Genomic DNA, 19284 nt, shown 5'->3' with positions numbered 1-19284 from the left:
GCCTCACTTGGCGATGGTGGCGATCTTGGCCGCAGCCAGATCGTGCAGGGTGGACGCGCGGGGTTTGAGAGCGGCAATCGCGCCAGGCACAGACCGCTGCGCGTATTCGATCGCCGAGACCTCAAGCGCCGTGGGTGTCGCGCGGGCTCCGAGCCGCGTCACGGCGAGCTGCGCGCCGGTCATCAGGGCCTGATGCAAGGCCTCGCGCTGCTTCGCCTCGATCTCGATCCCCCAGCGAGCCCGGGCCTGCGCGGCTGCCCAGCCGATGATGGCGGTGACAATGGTGGCGACGATCGGCAGCACGATCTGCTGTACGACCATCGCGGTGATGGCGTCGGTCATTTTCGTGGTCTCCTCAGATATCGTTGAGTTCGTGGTGCAGCGTTGCCCGGGTGGCAGGGCCGCAGATGCCGTCAGCCGTCAGGCCATGGTCACACTGGAATCGCGCCACCTCATCGCGGCCGTAACCGAGTAGCACCAGCGCAGTGCGCCGATACCATTCAAGCCGGTCGGCATAGCCATTCAGCCCGCCGTTGATCCGTCGCGTGACCATTTCGATATTGCCCGCGACGGCATAGCCCAGCAGCCCGGGACGCGTGCGCAGATACCAGATCGCCCCGATGCCGAGCCACCGACCATCCTCAAGCAGATCCGGAACTGCCTCGAAATCCGGGCCGTCACCGAATTCCTCGCGCACCCATGCTGTCAGCGCTCGATAATTGCTTCGACCGGTCACCTGCAGCAGATCGCGGCCGAGGTAGCGCTTGCCGTCACCTGGGATGATATTGCCCAGATCGAGCCGCCCATCATACCCGCGCTGCGCTTTGGTAGGCCCCCAGATTTCGCGGACATAACGCAGGGCACCGCTCTCGTGCATCATCTGCGCGAGACATTGGGCCAGCACCGGGGGCGCGCAGATCGGCCCACCGAAGCGCGCTAGCCGGTCGACCAGAGCGACCTTGCGTCCGGCGTTGCCGCCGTTGCCGGTGATCTGGTCAAGATGATCGACTGTCAGCATCACCCCTCCTTGTCCTTGGCGAAGATCTGCCTCAGCAGCGCCTCGGCGCCGCGCGGCCCGAGATAGGACAGCGAGGCAATCACCCCGGTCGTCACGGTGCGCGAGAGCCCGAAATAGGCCGCCACGGCCTCGCCGATGATCGCCATGCCGATGGCCACCGGCAGCTCCCACAGCAGCTCGCGCCCGAAAAACCGCCGCCGCCGCGCCCGCACCTCGGTCGAGTGCCACATCAGCCGCCCGGCCAGCGCCGCTGCCAGCGTCGTGATGGCTCCTCCCCATAGGGCATCGATGACCTCAACGAGGCCGCGGGTTTCGCTCATTATTTTCCCTTTCTAGGCTGGCGGACATCCCGCCTCAAATTGCTGCTGGCATGATCGCTCCGAGCATGACGACGGCAGCGTCCCGCGCGGCAGTGATGTCCGAGATGGTCTGCGCAGTCTCGATCACAGCGCTGGCCGACAGCCGAATTGGCTCGATCCTCGCCGATGCTGTAAGCCAGATGCCAGCGAGTGCGAGCCAGATCGTGGCCAGCTGATATGCCGTCGGGGCCGTGATGCCGACCTCTGCCGCGAGGTGCGGGTAGCCGGTCAGATCATCAGGCTCACCAGCTGCAAGCCACGCCCGCGCCTCGGCCTGTTTTTCGAGATAGACCATCGCCTGACCCGAGCCAGGAGTGACAAACCGCGACCGCGCCGCCTCTGCCGCCGCATTGACCGCCGCGACTGCAGTCACCTGTGCGGCCGCCAGCTCTGCAGCCATATCTGCCTCAGTGCGCGGGTCAATCCATGACTCGGACGCGACGTCGAAAACGCAGGCCTCCGATGGACGCGGCGGCAGCTCGCGAAATTCGCCGCCCGCGAAATAGTGGGTGTCGTCGCCGATCGCGCCATCCGTCTCGATCGCCGTTTCCCCGGCGCGGGCCTGCAGCGGCACATCCGCGGCCACACAATGGCCGGTGCGGACAATGCGCCCACCCGCATCGATAACTGCAAACTGCGTCATTTTTTGACCTCGATTGCTGTAAGGGACCGGTTCCGGATCGACAGCGACGAGACCGTCGTGTTGATCGCAATCTCCAGCGTGTAGGTGCGCGCGCCCGTCGCGGCATTGGCATCGATCAGCGTTCCGGAGATCGGGATGTCAGCCAGAAGAGAACATGTGGCGCTGTACAGCGTGGTGGCGCCGCGCCGCACCCGGATCGTGATGCTGTCAGAGTCGGTCGTCCCTGTACCGAAAAACGAAAACCCGAAACTGATCAGAACAGGAGCCCCAGTCGAGGTGTAGGATACGCTCTGCACCACGTTATAGGGACCGATCGTTACCGGCAGAGCCAGCTCAGATGCGGCAAACGCGCTGGTCGGGATCGTGACCGCATTGCCTGCAATCTGCAATGTATCGACGGCAAGATCACCGATGACCCCGCTCGCCGCCGTGATTGTTCCAGCCTCTAGATGCTCGCCACGCAGCGTCCGCGCCTGCACCAGTTCGCCGGTGATGGATGTCGGAGTGATCAGCACCGCGCCAGATTGCTGGCGGCGGACATAGGCCAATGCAATCCGGATAATCCCCGCACCGGTATACGACCCGCTTGGCGCCGCGCGCACCAAACGCAGCACCATGCGCACTGCTCCAGATGGGGCCACGAGCACACCAGCGGCTGCCTGCCACCCACCAGTGTTGCCCGTGATGTCAGCCCTGACCGATGACGCGGATAACATCGTTCCGGTGGCATCGTACCAAAGCGCCTGCAGGTATATTTGCCCAGACGCCCCGGTTGGCGCATAATACTGATAGCCCAACGAAAACCGCTCACCAGCGACGCAGTGCTGCGTCTGGCGGGATAGCGTGATACCGGCCTGCCCGTTATTTGCCGCAAACCGCAGGACATATTCGGATGGTGCAGATACATCAGCACCCACAATGACGGAGGCACCGTCATATCCGGTAGCGGTCCAGCCGCGCAAATCACCAGCTGCGAAATCACCGTTGCCGATCAGGTTTCCGGTCAGGTCGGTGACGGTGAGCTGCGACGCTGCAACCGATCCGTCGAGCAGGATGTCGGTTGCCGCGATGCGCGCCACCGATGCCGGGACATCACCAGATCCATCCGCCGCGACCAGATCGAGCAGCGACACCGCCCCGCCAGCCTGCACCCGGATCAGGTACCCAGCCGACGCGCCAGCCGTCAGGTCAGCAATTGCGGTCGCCTGGGTGGTTACCGATGCAGTCAGGCTATCGATCCGTGTGTCGGAGGTCGCCACCCATGCCGATCCGCTGTAACGATAGGCGCGGTTGCCGTTTTTGGTGTCAAACCATAGGTCACCTGCAACCATGCCAGACGCCGGAGCGGTTCCCTGACGATAGGTGCGCGACCTGGCTGCAGCCGCCGACACGGTCATGATCTGCGACGCCAATGCCCCGTCTGCATCTGCACGAGCTGCAGCCTCGGCACTGACGGCGGCGGCGGTGTCGGCAATCCGCGCGTCATCCGTCTCCACCCATGCCGTACCAGACCAGCGATAAGCGCGATTGCCATTGTCGCTGTCGAACCATAGGTCCCCCGTCGCCATGCCGGTCGCCGGGGCAGCTGCCTGCCGATAGGTCCGCGCGCGGCTGGCGGTGGCCGAGACGGTGGTGATCTGAGCAGCCAGCGAACTGTCGGCGTTGGCCCGCGCAACCGATTCAGCGGTAATCGCCGCCGCATTGCTGTCGATCCGTGCATCATCGACATGGACCCACGCCGTCCCAGAATATCGATAAGCCCGGTTATTATCGTCGGTGTCGAACCACAGATCACCCGTCACCATTCCAGTAGCCGGAGCCGCCGCCTGCCGATAGGTGCGCGACCGCGCCGCAATTGCCGAGACCGACGTGATCTGCGCCGAGAGCGAACTGTCGGCGGACGCCCGCGTCGTGGCCTCTGTGGTAATGGCGGCACCGATGGCGGCGTCGACCTCCGCAGGCGTCGGCACATCGGCCAAGGCGGCGTCGACATCGGCAAGAAGGGTTGCCGTTTGGTCCTGCAGATCAGCGACGATCGCGGTCGCGGTGTTTGCAGCTGCGACTGCGGCTGCGGCTTGGTCCTGGGCCGTCTGTATCGCGGCCGCAACCTCGGCTGACACATCTGCCGTCTCGGTAGCGACGACCGGAGCAGTGGCCGAGACCCACGCAGACCATTCGGCCCGGCGTGCGTCCAGCTTGCCCCGCACTTGATAGGGGACGCCACCGACGACATCGAGCACGAACCAGCGATAGGGTGCATCATACGGGCGCGTCACGTCGATCTCGGCATCCGTCGCCCCTGATCTCCGCGCCTGAATTCGAATCGCGCTCGCATTTTCGCCGCTCGCACATTCGCATCTGATCGCGGGGCGGCGCGCAATGCCGTCTGTATCGAGGATCGTCACGCCGACCGCAGTAAATCCGCTGATTGGCTGCAGCGGCAGTGTCGGATTGACCGGCGTCACATCAGTCGTCGGCAGCTCGAAATCGCTCGACCAGTCGTAATCGCCGGCGTCCACTTCGCGGATGGCGATAGGGACGCACATGCCCGGTAGCTTCCGGACCTTTTCGATCAAAAACTCTTTCGCCACATAGCCATTTCGCGCCGAGGTCCATGTGATTTTGTCCACCAGCGGCTCAAGCGCATAGGCCATCGGCGGCAGTTGGAATTCGTGCTGCCGCATCCGACGGTAATCGCGCATCTGCGCGCGCATGAGGCGCTGGACCTGACTACGATAGGGAGCGGCGCCGTAGGTTACGGAGGTCGGCAGATAGCGCGGCACCCAGACCAGCGCGCCGGTAGCGTTCGGCACCCACTGGCCATCCTCGGCAGTGGCATCGGCATCGACATACTCCCGCGCGTCTTTGCTGGCCCATTTCTCTTTCGGGTCTGGATAGGTCGCGGCAAGCGCGTTGTAGGTGTCTCCGACCGCGAGGAAAGGCGAATAGCTCTGCCCCTCGGTGATGATGACGTCGTCATCCGTGATGTGCAGCACCGCTGCCGATGGCACCTCGATCTGCGGCTTCAGCAGCCCACCGACCTCGGCGAAGCGCATGTTCGCGGCCTTGGCGATCTCTTCGAGCACGCCCGCGGGATCCATGTCCACAGTGATCTCGGCCCCTGCGCGATAGGCTGGCTCGGTGCCACCCGCTGCCAGCGTCACGGTCGCGTCGGCGGCGTTCATCGCCGCGAACCATTCGGCCACCGAAAGGCGCCATGCTGCGAGATTGCGCCCGCCGAAAATCCACTCGTCGCCCCAGTAGATGCCGCGGGCGAGGTTGTAGGCGATCACGGCAGGATTGCGGCTTGGCTCATAGGTGGCGCGATTGCCCCAGCGGTGCGCGCCGGAGCCGCCGTTGGTGCTGTCCTTGCGCGGGTCGTAAAGCGGCAGCGGATCGAGCTGCCATAGAAATTGCGGGTAGCTCGTCTGCGTCTCGGAGCTGTAATAGGCGGTGACCACGACGTAGGATTTGCCTGTCCCGATGTGATCGGCAGTCCACGGGTAATCCGGGTCCGCGCCAAATGCCCACAGCAAGTAAGGGTCAGCCGTGGTCTGCGTACCGTCGTAGTAGCGCACCGCCAAAACCGGATGGTCGTCGATATTGTTCGCAAGGCACCGACCGACATAGATCTGCCCCACGCCGGGCGTAGCCGATGCGGCATAGGTCAGCTCTCGCACATCACCAGGGGCACCAGCTGCCGTCACAAACGCATGTGCATCCTCTCCGGTTGCCCATTCGCCCGCCTCATCATCGACCCAGAGCCCGGCCAGCCCCTGCGGCAGGCATGAGACCTCGATGACCTCCGTGATAAAGCGGGTATTGCGGCCCCACGATCCGGCGTATTTGCGCTTCCCGGCGGTCACATAGTCGCCGACGACGAAGCTCAGTGGCGTGTCGTCGCCGAGGTCGATCTCGGTTTTGACCGAGACCTCCGGGGATTTCATCGTCGCCTTCTGGATTGCGGTGCCGATGAAGCTCGTGCCGATGCCGACAACAAGCTGAGACAGCGCCATCGCGGCGCCACCTGCCCATGCGAAAACCGATCCGGCCAGCCAGCCAGTGACAGGATCAGCGTGCGCTGGACCGGCCCCGAACGCGACCAGCGCCGTGGTAATGATCAGAAGCTTTTTCATCGATTACCCGACCCGATACGCCCGTTTCGCCGCCGCGCGCTCGCGCACACCCAGACCGTCCAGCGTCAGCACGATCAGCGTGCCACCCGAAAACACCGCCAGCCCCCCGATCTCGCCCTCATCGACAAGCGCAATATCCCCGTCGCGCGCCATCGCGGGATGGATTTCCGGCAGCACAGCCGCCACCGCATCGCCAAGGCTGGCATGCCCCGCGGCGCGCAGCGCGCGCAGCGCCCCCGCTGCAGTGTCGTAGCTCACCGCCGGCCGCAGATCGGCGCCCGTGATCGCCTCGACCACGCCAGCCGCCAGCCCGAGCGCGCAGTCCCATGCTCCCCATGTAAATGGCTCGTGACGGTGCGCCTCGATCTCGGCGTGCAACCGGGCCCGCCAGCCGGGCAGGCGTTTCAGGTCTGATACCACTGCACATCCCTCGATCCGATCACGCCGCCATATTCGCAAAACCGATCTGTCGAGAGCCGCCGCCGCTGGTGGCTGTCCGACGATTTCGCGGGGTTGACAGCCTGCAACTGCACCATGATTTCGGAGCGCACAGACAACGAGATCCCGCCCTCACTGCCTGCGGCTGGCGTGCTGATCGGGCCCGTATCCACGATGCCGATCCACTGCAACTGCGGTGCCGAGGTCAGCGCCCCGCCGGTCCAGGTCGTGGCATGGATCTCGACATAGGCCATGCGCACATCCAGCCCGCGCACGATCTCCTGTGCCGCAGGGGCAATCTGGCTCATGGTAACGGTCACGGCATTGTCGGTCAGATCGGCCACGTACTGGATGCCGGACACATCGAGATTGCAGCCGCCGATATAGACGCGGCTCTCGGTCAACCCGCCCGGCATCGGCACGTTGAGCGTGATGTCCTCGTCACCGGACCAGAGGCCGACACGCTGGGCGGCGCCGGTGTCGCGGTCCTTGGCGATGATCGAGACAAACCACGCCGGGGCAATGCCCGTGTCGCGCGCAGCCGACAGGCTCGCGATCAGAGAGGCGTCAAGTGTCTGCATGGGTCAGGGCTTTTGCAGGAGAGTGAGGGTCGCCGACCGCGAAATCTTTCCCGGAACTGCGACAAAGCCTGTGTAGCTTTCGACCATAGCGCGGAAATATGGCACCGCCATTTCCACGGATGCGCCGATATCAACCGACAGTGGCACATATGGATAAACCGCTGTCGATGCGACTGCGCCAGATCCGTTCGCCGTTCGCGCCTCGGAAAACGTCGCCATCCAAACGCGCCCAGAATATGAAATGCTCAGACGATCCCCAACGGCAATATGGTAGCCCGCAGGCAGACCAGCCAATGCAACAGATGTGCGATCTTGGGAGATCTCGCTCAGCGTGACACCGGTCCCGGGAGCGCCGCCACCCGCGGGAGCATACGACGGATCAGACCATAGAAATGTTTTCGCCATACCACCGAGCGCAATGATTTTTGCATCAATCTCGCGCGCTGCGACTGATGTGCGAGTGACCAGAGGAACAACCGCAGACCATAAAGGCGCGGCCATCTGGGCAGACCAAAAGCGGCCGTCTGCAGATCCTGATTTTTCGTCAAATCTGCGAAGGGTCAGAGGGATTGAGGCCATGCGAAGATCCGCCGATAGGAATTCGAGCGGGTATGGGAAACTCAGTGCCATCAGCGCTTCCTCGGGCTGCGATTTACCTGACCGACGCGGGCTGGAAGGTTGGCATCATAGGCCGCAATGCCCTGCGCCATGGTTCGGCTTGCGACATCCTTGACGTAGAGATTTCCGCTTTCATCAAACGATGCCGTGACATGCACCTGCAATGCGGACCCACCATCACCAGCCCGACCTGCTGCGCGCACACCAAGTTTTCCGTCCGTCCCTCGGGTCAATGGCATGATTGCCTCAGGCCCAGCTTCGCCCATCAGGCCAATACCTCGCGCCATCGGAAAAACCGTGGGCCCCGTGACCACACCGCCATTGGCGAACGCCATGGGGCGACCGCCTACGAATATCCCGCCATTTGCGAAACCAAGCAGGCCTCCCAGCCCAGACCAAAGCGCATCAAAGCCAAGGTCGAAAAGCTGGCCACCTTTGCTCATCAAGAAATTGCCAAAGGCATTTCGCAGCGCATCTGCCGCGCTCGTGCCTTCGAGAGCCATCGACCGGAAGGCGCTTTTGGCGCTGTCACCAGCATCTCCCCATAGATCGCCGATTCCCTGTGCTGCAGCTTTCACCTCTTGCCCGAGCCCGGTCATCGCGGCCGCAGCAGCAGGCGTCCCATTTTCCAAGCCAATCCGCAGGCCGTCCGTAATATGGCCGCCAACATCCATCATGTAGCGAGACGGGGATTTGACCGTGAACATATCGGGTACAAGGTCCTTGAGGGCTTGGACTTTCCCCCTGAACCACTCAATCATCGCATCCCATTGCTCCTGGATGCCCTGCTTAAGCCCCTCAACGATGTAGCGCCCGGTGTCGATGAACGCTTGCGGCCAAGTTGCAATTTCCGCCTTGATGTATTGCCATGCTGCGCGAAACCCATCCGGCCAGGTCATCACCTCGGCCTTGATATAGGCTCCCGCCGCGGTTGCCCCGGCCTTGATCTCATCCCAATAGACGACGATGCCAGTAACTGCAGCGGCGATTGCCGCAACGGTCAGGGTCACCGGCCACCCGACCGCCGCGACAATCGCTGCACCAGCCGCCGCTGCCGCGGTCACGATGCTCCACAGCGACGTGGCAACTGCGCTTATTGTGGCTACGGCCGTCCCGATCGTCGAAATCGCCCATGCCACACCCAGCATCACGGGTCCGATCACCATGCCGATCACCGCGATTTTCGCACCAAGTTCTTGCGTTTGCGGTGAAAGGTTCTGAAACGACTTGGTAATCTCGACCACGCTGGCGCTGATCGACGCCAGCGTCGGCGCCAGTGATGCGGACAACTGCACGACAAGGCCGCTCACGGCGGTCTGAATGCGGCTGATGTTGTCGTTGAACGCCTCGGCCGAACGTCCAGTTTCCGCCGTAATCACAATGCCCATCGACTGCGCCTCGGCGGTCAATTCCGCCAAGGAGCTCGATCCGCCATTGAGCATCGGGATCATTTCCGCCCCGGACTTCCCGAACAGATCAAGCGCCAGCGCAGTTTTCTCTGCGCCGTCGGGGAGTTTCGCCATCACGTCGGCGATATCTTTCATAACCGCTTCCGTGCTGCGCATTCGTCCCTCGGAATCGGTTACGGAAATTCCGAGACGCTTGAACAGCTCGACCTGCGCCTTTTGGCCAGAAGCAGCATCAGACATGTTTCGCGACAACTTTTTCAGCGACGCGGCCATGCTATCCATCGACACGCCAGAAAGATCGGCTGCATATCCAAGGCGGCTCAGATCCTCGATCGAGATCCCGAATTTCTGGGACATTTTCGACAGGTCATCGGCAGCGTCCAGTTGCCCCTTGATCGCCAGCGCAATCCCGGTGCTCGCCGCGGTAAGCCCGACACCGATATTGCGGATCGTCGTCTGAACATTGCGCAGGCCTTTGGAAAATCCCGTCGTGTCCAGCCGCAGTTTGGCGACCAGATCCTGCAAACCACCAGCCATCAGGACATTCTCCTCAGCGCTTCTTCCAAACTGATGCTTTCCAGTCCCGCGCTCGACTGGCGTAGCAACCCGGTCAGGGCAACCTCGGGCAAGCGTGTGTCGCGCCCAGCGACCTGCTCCGCCCAACGCGCATAGTCGTCACTGGACAGATGCATACCGGCGCGCACCGCTTCCGCCGTCCGGAGCATTTCGCCAGTGGCTCGATCTCGCGCCCCGCGCATTCTCCGAGCGTAGGCGGCAGGGGATAGGTGCCAGAACTCTGTTTCATCAAAACCCGCCGCGACAAAACGCACGGCGAGATCTGTGATCGTCGACCAACCCGGCTCTGTGTCCGGGCTCAGACGTTTCCCTGGTCTGGCTCTTGCATCTCATCTGCGTCCATCGCGCTCTGCATTGCCGTTTTGAGCGCATCCTGCCCAGACACGAGCAGCGAACCGGCATCGCGAATGGAGATATCCGGATGGCCATCGCGCAACGCCGCCCAGAACAGCGCGCGCGTTTCTCCGGCGCTCAGCGGTTTCGTGTCGAGTTCGGTGAAGCGCTGCATCGCATTGCATTTCGCTTCTGCCTCGAAATCTGCGAGCGTGTTGAAATCGACAACGACAGAATAAAGCTTTTCCCCGACGACGAACGTCGACCGCCCTTCTCCCCGCCGCGCCATCAGGACACCGCCGCCATGATGCGCATTTCCAGATCGCCCTTCATCGCGCCCTTAACCGGCATCGTCGGGGTCCAGCCCTGCACGTAGCCAAGCCATTTCCGCGGGATGGTCGATCCGGGCGGGGTGATCTCCAGGATGACTTTCTCGCGGGTTTCGACCAGATCGGTCAGCAGCTCATCCTCCGCATCGTCCGGAACGTAATGCTTGGTCACCTTCCAGTCCGCCGCGGCTTTCAGGCCACCGATCGACTCTTCGGTTTCATTCGGGCTGTCCATCGACGTCACGTCTTCATCGGCCCGTTTTTGCGCCGGGAACGTCACATCCTCGCAGCCGCTCAGCGTCGTCCACACCGGCGTCGATCCGCGCCCGATCCGAACGATGGTGCCGTGCCCAATCCGCACGCCAACACTCGACATGTCTCTCTCCTTTGCTGCTTTGCCCTATCGGACCTGCGTCCAATAGGTGACGGTGAATGTCATGGTGATCGTGCCGACGCGCTGACCGCCGTCGCCATCGACTCTGGTATCGCTCTGCACCAGCGCGCAAAGTCGGTTTTCAGATCTGATCGCGTCATAGATTGCCGCCTCGATCAGATCGGCATCGCCGTCCAAAACGTCTTCGATATCGTCGCCGCCCAGACGCTTCAGCACCGCGATCAGCGTCAGATCGCGCTGCTCCGTGTCGAAGGTTTCTGGACTGCTGCGCTCGGACGGCGTGGCGACGGCATAGGCTGGCAAGGCCTTGGCATCGACGGATTGCGCCCACGCCGAAATCCTGGTCGCTTCATCAAGCCCGGGAACACTCGCCAGTGCCGTTGCCGCCTGTGCTCGGACTGCAGCTCTGTCGGATCCACTCATGTGACGGGCTCGAGCTCGTAAAGCACGAACGCATCGACCGCGGGGGAACCGGTCCCGATGCTGTTCAGGATGCGGAAGACGCGCCCATCCGCCACCCGGATCCGATCACCGCGCCGGACATCGGTCAGCACAGATTTCGGCACCCTCCAACTGGGCGCCTCGATCAGTACATCCTGCCCATTGTCGCCGGTGACAGTGATCGGCTCCTCACGGAACACAGATTGCACGGCGAGCTCCGCGCCGCCCATGGGCAGATAGGTAACCGAGGCGCCCAACGTTGCGTTCAGCACCCCGGCAAGTCCGTCGAAAATCGATGCCATGTCAGCCGTTCAGGCGGACGCGGCCGATCGTTTCACCGGCGCCGCTGCCCACTGCGGCGAGCGCCTTGCCAATGAGCGTATTGTCGCTCGCCGTCGTGGTGCAGACCTTGTTGGTGTCGTCCCAGTAGATGGCCGCGCCGACCGTCCAGGCCTGCGAGGCAGTTTTTGCCAGATCGAAAGTGCCGCGCAATGACAGCACAACATCCGCGCCAGAGGCGGCAGCGGCTTGAGCGACACCGAACAGCGTCCCGACCAGGGCGCCGCCGCCAGACGCGACGGCATACGGCGCGGCGACTTTCGCGGTATCGCCATAATCGACATAGTTTTTCATCGTGATCTCCCGAAAGGGTTTCCAGAACGACGAAGGGCGCCCTGCGGCGCCCTTTCGTCAGATCATTTCAGCAAAGCGTCAGGCGCCGGCGTTCTTGTAGAGCGTCCGGAAATCGAGCGGCGCAACTCCGGCGTCGATCCGGACTTTCATCTCGGTCCCGTCGCTGGTCCAGCCCGCCTGCTCCTCGAGCATCGGCGCCTCGACACCGTCCAGATAGGCAACCTCGATCGTATCGAAGGCACCGGGATTGGCGGCCAGATACCAGGCCGTCGACGACGCAGCATCAAGGCGGCCATCGGCGACCACCTCGGCCATCCCGGCCACCGGGTTGGAGGCGTGCCCCTTGTTCGCGGTCGGGTCGACCGTCGAAACCATGTGCTGTTGCGCAACGGTTTCCAGCGCGGCCGGAACGATCAGATACGACGGGCTGATGTTGAGAGCCGTGCCACCCGCTTTCTCTTTCTGCGTCTTCATCGCCGCCCGGGCCTGCGAAAGGCTGGTGACGTTCGGCGCCGCCGCGGTACCCGCAAGGTTCGCGTGGGTCGCGTGGAACAGCGCCACGCCGTCCGACATGTTCGGGTTCGAGGTCAGCACCGCATAGACCAGATCACCGATGGTACGCCGCGCGGCGCGGCCCATCTTCATCGGGATCTTGCCGAACATGTCGAGATCATCGTTGATGATCGCCTGCCGCGAAATCCGGATCAGCTCGCCATAGGTCGCCAGCGCGATGGTCTCGCCGCGCTCACCGATCGTCACATACTTGTAGTCGGCTCCCTCGGACACCTTGCGCAGCGCATCAAAACCGCCCAGGCCGACGCGCTTCGCGTCCTTGAAATCCGGCAGCGCGCCCTTCGAGGTCCAGAGGTGATAGGTTTCCTCGGCCTCTTCCCAGCCCTTCAGCACCGCCTTGCCCATGACGTTCGACAGGATCGTTCCGAAATCGGACGTGGTATGCGTGCCGGCCATCGTGAACGCACGGCCGACCATCGCGCGCCGATCGGTAAACGACGCACGCTCGCCCGCCATTTCGATCGAGGCACGAGCAACCTCGGACAGCGTCAGCGACGAAAACTCGTTGCGCTCGCCGCCGAGACCGCATTTCGCCATCAGCGCAAGTTGCGCGCCGGTCTTGAACTTGTCCCGCGCGTCGGCGGTAATGCGGGCCGGGGCATGGCCCGAGTGCGGCGCGCCGCTCATCTCGATGTCCTCCTGTTTGCGTTTCGCCAGCACCTCGGTCAGCGCCTGATCCGGCGTCAGCCCGCGGGCAATCATGTCCAGCGCCATCTCGGGAGCGAACCCGCCCAGGGCGACGGTGTTGCGGATTTTCGCGATCGCGGTCTGCGACATCGCATGCGCAACCGGGGCAGCACCCCCCGGCGCAGAATCGTCCACCGTCTGGGCGGTGGGCGTTTTGGTTTCAACGGCGGTCTCCACCGCCGGGTCATCGGTGGGTTTCACCGTCATCATCGTCTCCTTTTTGGGAATGTTGGGCCGCAGCCCCGCCATCATGGCCAGAACGGCCGCCTTGCCCGGGGCCTGCCCGAGATACTTGCACGCCGCGCGCAACGCTTCCGGCGCATGGGCGTAGATACCGTAGTTGAACCGCGCCACAGGATCGGCCGGGGTGTCGTCAGTGGCCGTCGCAAACCCCATCTGCAACGCCATCGGCCCGTCCATCACCGTCTCGTCGCGCATGATCTGCCGTGCTTCGTCGATGCTGATCCCCGCGCGCTTCGCATAGACCGCGGCATAGGCGCCCGCGATGACGTCAAGTTGCGCGGCGGCTCGGCGGTGTTCTTCAGAGGTGCCGCGGCCGTCGAGATACCCCTGCGCCGGATCGTGGATCAGCAAATAACTTCCGAGCCGCATGGTGATGGTGTCGCCAGCCATAGCGATGAGACTCGCCGCCGACATCGCGACGGCATCGATGATGACGTGCACTTCGCCTGGGTAATCGACCAGCATCGTGTAGATCGCATTGCCCTCCACGGCGATCCCGCCAGCTGAGTTGATCCGTACCGTCAGCGGGCCAGACATGCCGGAGATCTGGGCGCGAACTTGCTCGGCGGTGAAGTAATCCTCATCCCAGAAGCTCATGCCCACCGAGCCGTAAAGCCGGATTTCGTTCATTTCGAACTCCCTTGATTTGCTCCGGCATCGGCCGGATATGCCCGCAACCCGGCGATTGCGCCCGCGTCGCTATCAAACACCACGCCTGCAGCGTGATCTTCGGCGCGCTCCGCTTCGATCTCTGCCCGCACCCGCTCGGGATCATAGCCAAGGCGTCGGATCTGTTCGGAGCGGCTCGTGAATCCGGCGCGCACCTGGTCTGCCATGGCTGGAATTTCCCGTGTCGGGTCGACGATGAAGCGTGGCGGCGGCACCCAATCGAGCGAAACCTTCGGCCGCAGCACCTGCGAAACCATCGCCCAGTCGCGCAGGATCCATCGCCCGATCGGCTGCATCATCTGTGTCACCATCGTCAGCCACTGCCACGACGAGACATTGCGCTCCATGTAAAGGTGTCCGGCCTTGTAGCTCGCCCAGTTGACGCCGGTCAGGTCCCCGGTCAGCGCCTCATAGGTGATCCCGATGTCCGCCGCCGCCCCGCGCATCACCCAGCGGTAGAAATCCTCGACGCCGTTCACGCCGGGCGGATCTCCGAATTTGATGTCCTCTCCGGGCGCGAGGTTCTGGATCCGTCCCGGCATCATCTTGTCAGCAATCAGTCCCGCCGGATCGGCTGGATCGGCACCGACAGGATCGGCCTCGGGCGACACACGAAACCCGACGAAACAGGCGGCGATTTTCTGGCGCATCAGGTGGGCATCCTGCGCATCTGCGAAATCCTGCAGCCGCAGCGCGATCGGGGCATACCAGCTCACACCGCGCATCTGCCCGGGACGGTCCTGCCGGTAGATATGCAGCACACTCTCGGCTGGCACGCGGCGGCTTTCCGGCGCGCGCAGCCGCGGACCATTTGCTCCCGGGTGCTCGGTGAACAGGTAATAGGCAACGCGCCGACCAATCAGGTCGTATTCGATGCCGTCGCGCACCATGTTGCCGCCAGGCAAAACCCCGTCGCGGCTGTCATCCAGATAGTCCGGCTCGAGGATTTGCAGCTGGAACGGCAGCGGCAAGCCGTCGGATCTGTCCCGCGCCCGGTATCGGATCAGCACCTCGCCGGAATCGACGATTGTATTCATCGCCAAACGCTGCAGACCATACAGGTTTTGCCGACCGTCCGCGTCGATCGCCACCGTATCACAATGGGCCTCGATTGCGGCAAGCAACGCCGCTTTCTGCGCGGCATCTGTGCCGATGATTTTCGGGATGATCCCATCCCCGATCACGGCGGCCGTCACCACCTGCTGCGCCCGCGCGGCGAATGCGGTGTTGCGCACCATGTCCCTGGCCACATAGGCCAGCCGACGCCGCGCACTGTCCGACGCCGTATCGGCATCGCTCCCCACCGGGCGCCACGCTGATCCGCGTCGGCCGCTTGTCGCTGCCTCGTAGCGCATGACTGCTCCGAGCGCGAGCCGGGCCCGCGCACGGCGCAGCGCCGCCATCGGGGCGATGACGCTCAGGGCCTTGTCAAAGATGTTCATCGGACCTCACACACCCCGATCGAAGGTCGGGTGAAAATGCGTCGGGCGCCGCGCAGCAGATCCGCCAAGAGACGCCTCTGCCAATGCAAGGATCCGCTCCATTTCCCCGAGGCTGCGATACTGCACTTCCTCACCATTCATCCGCACCCGCGTCGCTCCGGTCGCGATCGCGGCGCGCAGCGCGGCCACTTGTTCCGGTGTGTAGCTCACAGCCATTCCTCCCGCGGCGGTATCCAGTCGTCATCCGTTTTTGCGGCCGCTACCGCTGGTCGTTTCGCAGCTCCAACCTGCGGCACTTGGGCAGATGCAGGACTGTCGCTCGCGGCGGCGGGAGACGGTTCAGCGATGACCGCCACCTGCGACGAAAACAGATCTCCCTGAACCTCCTCTGGAGCGCCACCTCGCTCGAGATCGAGCACGTCCCACGCGCCCTCGCTCATGTAGGTCCATGTTTTGAACCGTGCCCCAGCCTCGGCATAGAGCATCGTATCAAGGCCCTCGTTTCGCCGCCCTGCCTCGGCGATGATCCACCGACTAACCATCGCCCCAGAACTGGCGCGCTTGAGCACCCGCACCTCAGCTGTCAGCTGTCGGTAATATTCGTCACCTAGGCCAACGGCGAAAGCGCAATGCCCGCGCTCTGCTGGGTCCCCCTTGTCCAGCCAGCCATAGAAATCGGCCTTGAGCTGGCTCACACCAACCACGAATCCCTGCTTGCGCTTGCGCCGTGCCATCCGGTCCGACCGCTTGTCGAACTCCATCCGCTTCAAGCCCGGAGCCGCCGAACTTGTCGCGCCTTTGACTACGATTACCCGGGTATAGGGGTGGCGCAGCGCCCAATCCCAGACATCCTCGGTATAGGCCCCGCCGTCGATTGCCAGCACATCCAGCCCGACGCGGCGTCCGGTCTCGGTGCGCCATGTCGATTTTAACAACTGGTTCAGCGCCGCTCGGCCCTCATCCGAGGAAATGTGATGCGGTATCACCTGATAGTCGATTGCCCAGCGGCGATAGTTACGCCCGAAAGCCGCCAAATGCACTTCGATCCGGTCGCCCTGACAGTCCACCCCGGCCGAAAAGATAAACCCCTCGGCGGGTAATACCCCGCGCGGCAGGGGCCGCTGCTCCGGATCTGCCCTCTCGACGCGGTCGCGCAGCTTTTCCCAGTCCGGCCCTTTGCTCGCCTGCTCGTATGGCAGACCCAGCACGTCGTTATAAAACGTTTGCTCTGTCTGCGCATCGGTTGGCTCACCGCCCTCGGTGCTGATCGCGTGCCCAGTTGTCCAGCCCATGACCTGCGCATATTCGACTGCGATCGAAGCCCAGTCCCGTTGCGGTACATAGGCCCGCCATAGGTGAAACCCAGGGTGATCCCCGGCCGGGTTGTGCGCCACCCAATCCCCTGCCGCAACGATCCGCACCTTATCTGCGTGATCGATCCGGCAGCCGCAGGCATCGCAGCTGAAGTGCGCCGCATGCAACCGCTCCGGGTCGATGTTGCGGCGAAAATTATCCCATGTGAGCGGCGCCATGTTTCCGCAATGCGGGCACGGCACATGGTAGTGCAGCTGCGTTGAGCGCGCGAACGCCCGGCTTACGCGACACGCCCCGGCAATCTGCGGCGTCGACACCCGCAGAATTTTCGCGTCCTCAAACCCGGAAGCGCGGCTGACCGCCATCATTTCCGGATCGCCCTTCTGGTGCATCTCGAATTTCGAGACGTCGTCCATCACCACAAGTTTGCGGGTAGTACCGGCGAGATCGTCCGGTGACCCTGCCGAGGTGACCTTGAGCGTGCCATTGCGCGCCACGGTTTCCTGATTGTGCAGCGTGTCGGTTTGCTCCCCGCGCCCCCCGTCTCCGAAGAGGGCAATCAGCGATGGCGCAGAACGGCGCAGCGGCATCCATTTTGCGCGTACCCATTCGGTCGCTGACGATGTGGTCGGATGCACAACCAGACTGTCGAGTGGCCCATACTCATGCCAAGCAGCCACGGTCGGATTGACGATCGAGATCGTCTTTCCCCATTGCGCCGATCCCCTGATCGTCACCTCACGCGCCGGATGTTCTGGCGACAGGACCTCATGAATTTTCCGCAGGAACGGAAACCTCTCGATCCGGAATTTTCCCGGGAACGGCGAGCGGTCGTCGAACTCGACGTTTTCGAAGCACCAGCGGGTGATATCCGGCGGCGGCGGCGGCGCCATCGCCCTAGACGTCCCCCGCAGAACTGCCGCACTGGCCGGGCTGAGAAATCCCATCTTAGGCGTCTGCCGTCCGTTCGTCGTCCGTCAACGTCGCGGCAGACGCCTCATCGGCCAATGCGCTGGAGCGCTCCAGGCGGTAGGTACGCCAACGCGTCAGCAACACCGCGCGCACCTCGCGAAAATCCGCGCCGAATTTGTCTGCGACATCGCGGGCCGCATCGCGCAGCACGGTTTCGAACTGCGCAATCTCACGCGCCAGCAGTCTGGCAGCCTCGCGCTCGGCCGCCTCGGCCAGCACCCACTTGCCCTCGTCTCGCTCATTGTCACGGCGCTTACGCCGCGCATCCTGTTCCGCACTTTCGATCCGCGCCAGCTCGTATCGATCTGGGTCAGCTGGCGGCAGCACGCCGTCGCGCTGCGATCGCGCAGATGCGGGCGCAATCGGCGTCTCTGCAATCTCTCGCAGCGCGCGCTTGGTCTCTGCACCGTTTCCCATCATCTGACCAGGATCGAGCCGGCCGAGCAAAGCGGCCCGAGCTTTCCCCAGGTCAAACCGTCGCTGACGGTTTTCGCCGACGTAACAGCCTTCGAGCTTTCCTTCGCTTACCAGTTGTGAGATCCGCGCTCGTGACAGGTTCAGCTGCTGCGCAAGTTGCGACGCGCTCAGGTCCATTTTACACCTCTCAGATTGCCCCCTTTCAGAGGTGTTAAGCAGCCAATTGTTTAGGCTTTTCCAAGTGTTAAGCCGCGCACAACCACCGGGGTGCGAATTACCCGCGCGGCGCTGTGGCGGGGGAAGGACCCGCACTTATCTGGCCGATGCCACCGCCTTTGCGAGCCATCTCTGCAGGTGCTCAGGCATCCGCTTGCGCCATACCTCGTCGACGCCGTCGTGAAATCCAAGACGCGGCGAATAACTCGGCATCGCGTCAAGAAGATGCAGGACACGATCAACTTTGCCGTCGGTGCTCCGCCTGTAGACGCCATGTCCTTCGACGAAATAGCTGGCGCGTTTCGGTGCCCGTTTGCGGGACCTCTCGGTTTCGTTCGCGGCCTTATCCCGCTGCGCTCCAAGTGCTGAAAGAACTTGGTTACGCTCGCCAGGCGACCAGTTTCCATATCCGTCCAGCCGCGCCTTCGCTGCCGGGACAATGGCAGCAAGGATGCCATCATAGGCCAAATTGGCCTCCAGCGCCCGTTCGATACCGGTTTTAGGTCGCTGCCCCCCAGCCTCTTGCACCTTGAGGTAATGTCGCGGGCCAACGTCTGGGCGCTCTTTTACCTGCGCTTCGAGGGTTTTCTTTGTCGCTCTCCAGACCATGAAGGCGTTCAGGGTGAAGCGCGTCGGGCGATCGAACTCGACCTTCATCCGGTCCTGAATGTGCTTAAGCGCATCCTTGGCCGTGTCGTTCAGCGCCATCGCCCCAGCATAGGGCAACTGCGCACGCTCCAGGTTCGTCAGCTGTCGGCGCAGCAACCGATCATCCAGATCGATCCGCACTGGCTGCACCGAAACCTCCAATGCAAAGCGCCCGAGGTTTCCCCCGGGCGCAGC

20 protein-coding genes are annotated in these 19284 nt (G+C 63.3%); all 20 read right to left on the bottom strand.

Features of this window, described 5'->3' with window-relative positions:
- Positions 1–3 precede the first annotated feature (3 nt).
- Positions 4–342, bottom strand: coding sequence for a hypothetical protein (locus ACTTAI_RS16395; RefSeq protein ID WP_444452581.1), 339 nt, complete (start codon positions 340–342; stop codon positions 4–6).
- Positions 343–355: 13 nt separating this feature from the next.
- Entirely contained in the window at positions 356–1018 is a 663-nt protein-coding gene (locus ACTTAI_RS16390; protein ID WP_444452580.1) for a peptidoglycan-binding protein, read from the bottom strand.
- Positions 1018–1338 carry a phage holin family protein gene (locus ACTTAI_RS16385; RefSeq protein ID WP_444452579.1) on the bottom strand — a complete coding sequence of 107 codons (321 nt, stop codon included), beginning with the start codon at positions 1336–1338 and terminating at the stop codon, positions 1018–1020. The genes ACTTAI_RS16390 and ACTTAI_RS16385 overlap by 1 nt, the downstream gene beginning before the upstream one ends.
- 34 nt (positions 1339–1372) lie before the next feature.
- Positions 1373–2020, bottom strand: a complete 648-nt coding sequence (locus ACTTAI_RS16380; protein ID WP_444452578.1) for a hypothetical protein — start codon at positions 2018–2020, stop codon at positions 1373–1375.
- Positions 2017–6156: a hypothetical protein gene (locus ACTTAI_RS16375; protein WP_444452577.1), complete on the bottom strand. Its 4140-nt coding sequence runs from the start codon at positions 6154–6156 to the stop codon at positions 2017–2019. Before ACTTAI_RS16375 ends, ACTTAI_RS16380 begins: the two co-directional genes overlap by 4 nt.
- A 3-nt stretch (positions 6157–6159) precedes the next feature.
- Complete coding sequence (locus ACTTAI_RS16370) at positions 6160–6576, bottom strand: DUF6950 family protein (protein WP_444452576.1); 417 nt, start codon at positions 6574–6576, stop codon at positions 6160–6162.
- The gene (locus ACTTAI_RS16365) at positions 6561–7175 is read right to left on the bottom strand and encodes a hypothetical protein (protein ID WP_444452575.1); all 615 of its coding nucleotides are present in this window, start codon (positions 7173–7175) and stop codon (positions 6561–6563) included. The genes ACTTAI_RS16370 and ACTTAI_RS16365 overlap by 16 nt, the downstream gene beginning before the upstream one ends.
- A gap of 3 nt (positions 7176–7178) precedes the next feature.
- Positions 7179–7805 carry a hypothetical protein gene (locus tag ACTTAI_RS16360; RefSeq protein ID WP_444452574.1) on the bottom strand — a complete coding sequence of 209 codons (627 nt, stop codon included), beginning with the start codon at positions 7803–7805 and terminating at the stop codon, positions 7179–7181.
- Positions 7805–9739 (bottom strand): phage tail tape measure protein, encoded by a 1935-nt coding sequence (locus ACTTAI_RS16355; protein ID WP_444452573.1) that lies wholly within the window; start codon positions 9737–9739, stop codon positions 7805–7807. Before ACTTAI_RS16355 ends, ACTTAI_RS16360 begins: the two co-directional genes overlap by 1 nt.
- 337 nt (positions 9740–10076) lie before the next feature.
- Positions 10077–10400 (bottom strand): hypothetical protein, encoded by a 324-nt coding sequence (locus ACTTAI_RS16350; RefSeq protein ID WP_444452572.1) that lies wholly within the window; start codon positions 10398–10400, stop codon positions 10077–10079.
- Positions 10400–10816, bottom strand: a complete 417-nt coding sequence (locus ACTTAI_RS16345; RefSeq protein WP_444452571.1) for a hypothetical protein — start codon at positions 10814–10816, stop codon at positions 10400–10402. Before ACTTAI_RS16345 ends, ACTTAI_RS16350 begins: the two co-directional genes overlap by 1 nt.
- A gap of 24 nt (positions 10817–10840) precedes the next feature.
- Positions 10841–11257, bottom strand: coding sequence for a hypothetical protein (locus tag ACTTAI_RS16340; protein WP_444452570.1), 417 nt, complete (start codon positions 11255–11257; stop codon positions 10841–10843).
- Positions 11254–11577: a head-tail joining protein gene (locus ACTTAI_RS16335; RefSeq protein ID WP_444452569.1), complete on the bottom strand. Its 324-nt coding sequence runs from the start codon at positions 11575–11577 to the stop codon at positions 11254–11256. Before ACTTAI_RS16335 ends, ACTTAI_RS16340 begins: the two co-directional genes overlap by 4 nt.
- 1 nt (position 11578) lies before the next feature.
- Positions 11579–11908, bottom strand: coding sequence for a DUF2190 family protein (locus ACTTAI_RS16330; RefSeq protein ID WP_444452568.1), 330 nt, complete (start codon positions 11906–11908; stop codon positions 11579–11581).
- A gap of 78 nt (positions 11909–11986) precedes the next feature.
- Positions 11987–14041 (bottom strand): ClpP-like prohead protease/major capsid protein fusion protein, encoded by a 2055-nt coding sequence (locus ACTTAI_RS16325; RefSeq protein WP_444452567.1) that lies wholly within the window; start codon positions 14039–14041, stop codon positions 11987–11989.
- Complete coding sequence (locus tag ACTTAI_RS16320; protein ID WP_444452566.1) at positions 14038–15483, bottom strand: phage portal protein; 1446 nt, start codon at positions 15481–15483, stop codon at positions 14038–14040. The genes ACTTAI_RS16325 and ACTTAI_RS16320 overlap by 4 nt, the downstream gene beginning before the upstream one ends.
- 45 nt (positions 15484–15528) lie before the next feature.
- Entirely contained in the window at positions 15529–15732 is a 204-nt protein-coding gene (locus ACTTAI_RS16315; RefSeq protein ID WP_444452565.1) for a phage head-tail joining protein, read from the bottom strand.
- Positions 15729–17729 (bottom strand): phage terminase large subunit family protein, encoded by a 2001-nt coding sequence (locus ACTTAI_RS16310; RefSeq protein WP_444452564.1) that lies wholly within the window; start codon positions 17727–17729, stop codon positions 15729–15731. The genes ACTTAI_RS16315 and ACTTAI_RS16310 overlap by 4 nt, the downstream gene beginning before the upstream one ends.
- Positions 17730–17784: 55 nt before the next feature.
- On the bottom strand, positions 17785–18402 hold the full coding sequence (locus ACTTAI_RS16305; RefSeq protein WP_444452563.1) for a hypothetical protein: 618 nt from the start codon (positions 18400–18402) through the stop codon (positions 17785–17787).
- 135 nt (positions 18403–18537) lie between these two features.
- Entirely contained in the window at positions 18538–19230 is a 693-nt protein-coding gene (locus ACTTAI_RS16300) for a hypothetical protein (protein ID WP_444452562.1), read from the bottom strand.
- Positions 19231–19284 lie beyond the last annotated feature (54 nt).

Origin of the sequence: Rhodobacter capsulatus (genome assembly GCF_052363175.1) — a bacterium.
Classification (GTDB): Bacteria; Pseudomonadota; Alphaproteobacteria; order Rhodobacterales; family Rhodobacteraceae; genus Rhodobacter; species Rhodobacter capsulatus_D.
This window is presented reverse-complemented; position numbering and strand designations above follow the sequence as displayed.

Bases quoted from the DNA above. Each gene is read 5' to 3' on its own strand.
- ACTTAI_RS16325 (WP_444452567.1), bottom strand. From the start codon at position 14,041: ATGAACGAAATCCGGCTTTACGGCTCGGTGGGCATGAGCTTCTGGGAT.
- ACTTAI_RS16395 (WP_444452581.1), bottom strand. From the start codon at position 342: ATGACCGACGCCATCACCGCGATGGTCGTACAGCAGATCGTGCTGCCG.
- ACTTAI_RS16305 (WP_444452563.1), bottom strand. From the start codon at position 18,402: ATGGACCTGAGCGCGTCGCAACTTGCGCAGCAGCTGAACCTGTCACGA.
- ACTTAI_RS16320 (WP_444452566.1), bottom strand. From the start codon at position 15,483: ATGGCGGCGCTGCGCCGTGCGCGGGCCCGGCTCGCGCTCGGAGCAGTC.
- ACTTAI_RS16335 (WP_444452569.1), bottom strand. From the start codon at position 11,577: ATGGCATCGATTTTCGACGGACTTGCCGGGGTGCTGAACGCAACGTTG.
- ACTTAI_RS16375 (WP_444452577.1), bottom strand. From the start codon at position 6,156: ATGAAAAAGCTTCTGATCATTACCACGGCGCTGGTCGCGTTCGGGGCC.
- ACTTAI_RS16380 (WP_444452578.1), bottom strand. From the start codon at position 2,020: ATGACGCAGTTTGCAGTTATCGATGCGGGTGGGCGCATTGTCCGCACC.
- ACTTAI_RS16365 (WP_444452575.1), bottom strand. From the start codon at position 7,175: ATGCAGACACTTGACGCCTCTCTGATCGCGAGCCTGTCGGCTGCGCGC.
- ACTTAI_RS16330 (WP_444452568.1), bottom strand. From the start codon at position 11,908: ATGAAAAACTATGTCGATTATGGCGATACCGCGAAAGTCGCCGCGCCG.
- ACTTAI_RS16360 (WP_444452574.1), bottom strand. From the start codon at position 7,805: ATGGCACTGAGTTTCCCATACCCGCTCGAATTCCTATCGGCGGATCTT.
- ACTTAI_RS16345 (WP_444452571.1), bottom strand. From the start codon at position 10,816: ATGTCGAGTGTTGGCGTGCGGATTGGGCACGGCACCATCGTTCGGATC.
- ACTTAI_RS16355 (WP_444452573.1), bottom strand. From the start codon at position 9,739: ATGGCTGGTGGTTTGCAGGATCTGGTCGCCAAACTGCGGCTGGACACG.
- ACTTAI_RS16340 (WP_444452570.1), bottom strand. From the start codon at position 11,257: ATGAGTGGATCCGACAGAGCTGCAGTCCGAGCACAGGCGGCAACGGCA.
- ACTTAI_RS16350 (WP_444452572.1), bottom strand. From the start codon at position 10,400: ATGGCGCGGCGGGGAGAAGGGCGGTCGACGTTCGTCGTCGGGGAAAAG.
- ACTTAI_RS16310 (WP_444452564.1), bottom strand. From the start codon at position 17,729: ATGGCGCCGCCGCCGCCGCCGGATATCACCCGCTGGTGCTTCGAAAAC.
- ACTTAI_RS16385 (WP_444452579.1), bottom strand. From the start codon at position 1,338: ATGAGCGAAACCCGCGGCCTCGTTGAGGTCATCGATGCCCTATGGGGA.
- ACTTAI_RS16390 (WP_444452580.1), bottom strand. From the start codon at position 1,018: ATGCTGACAGTCGATCATCTTGACCAGATCACCGGCAACGGCGGCAAC.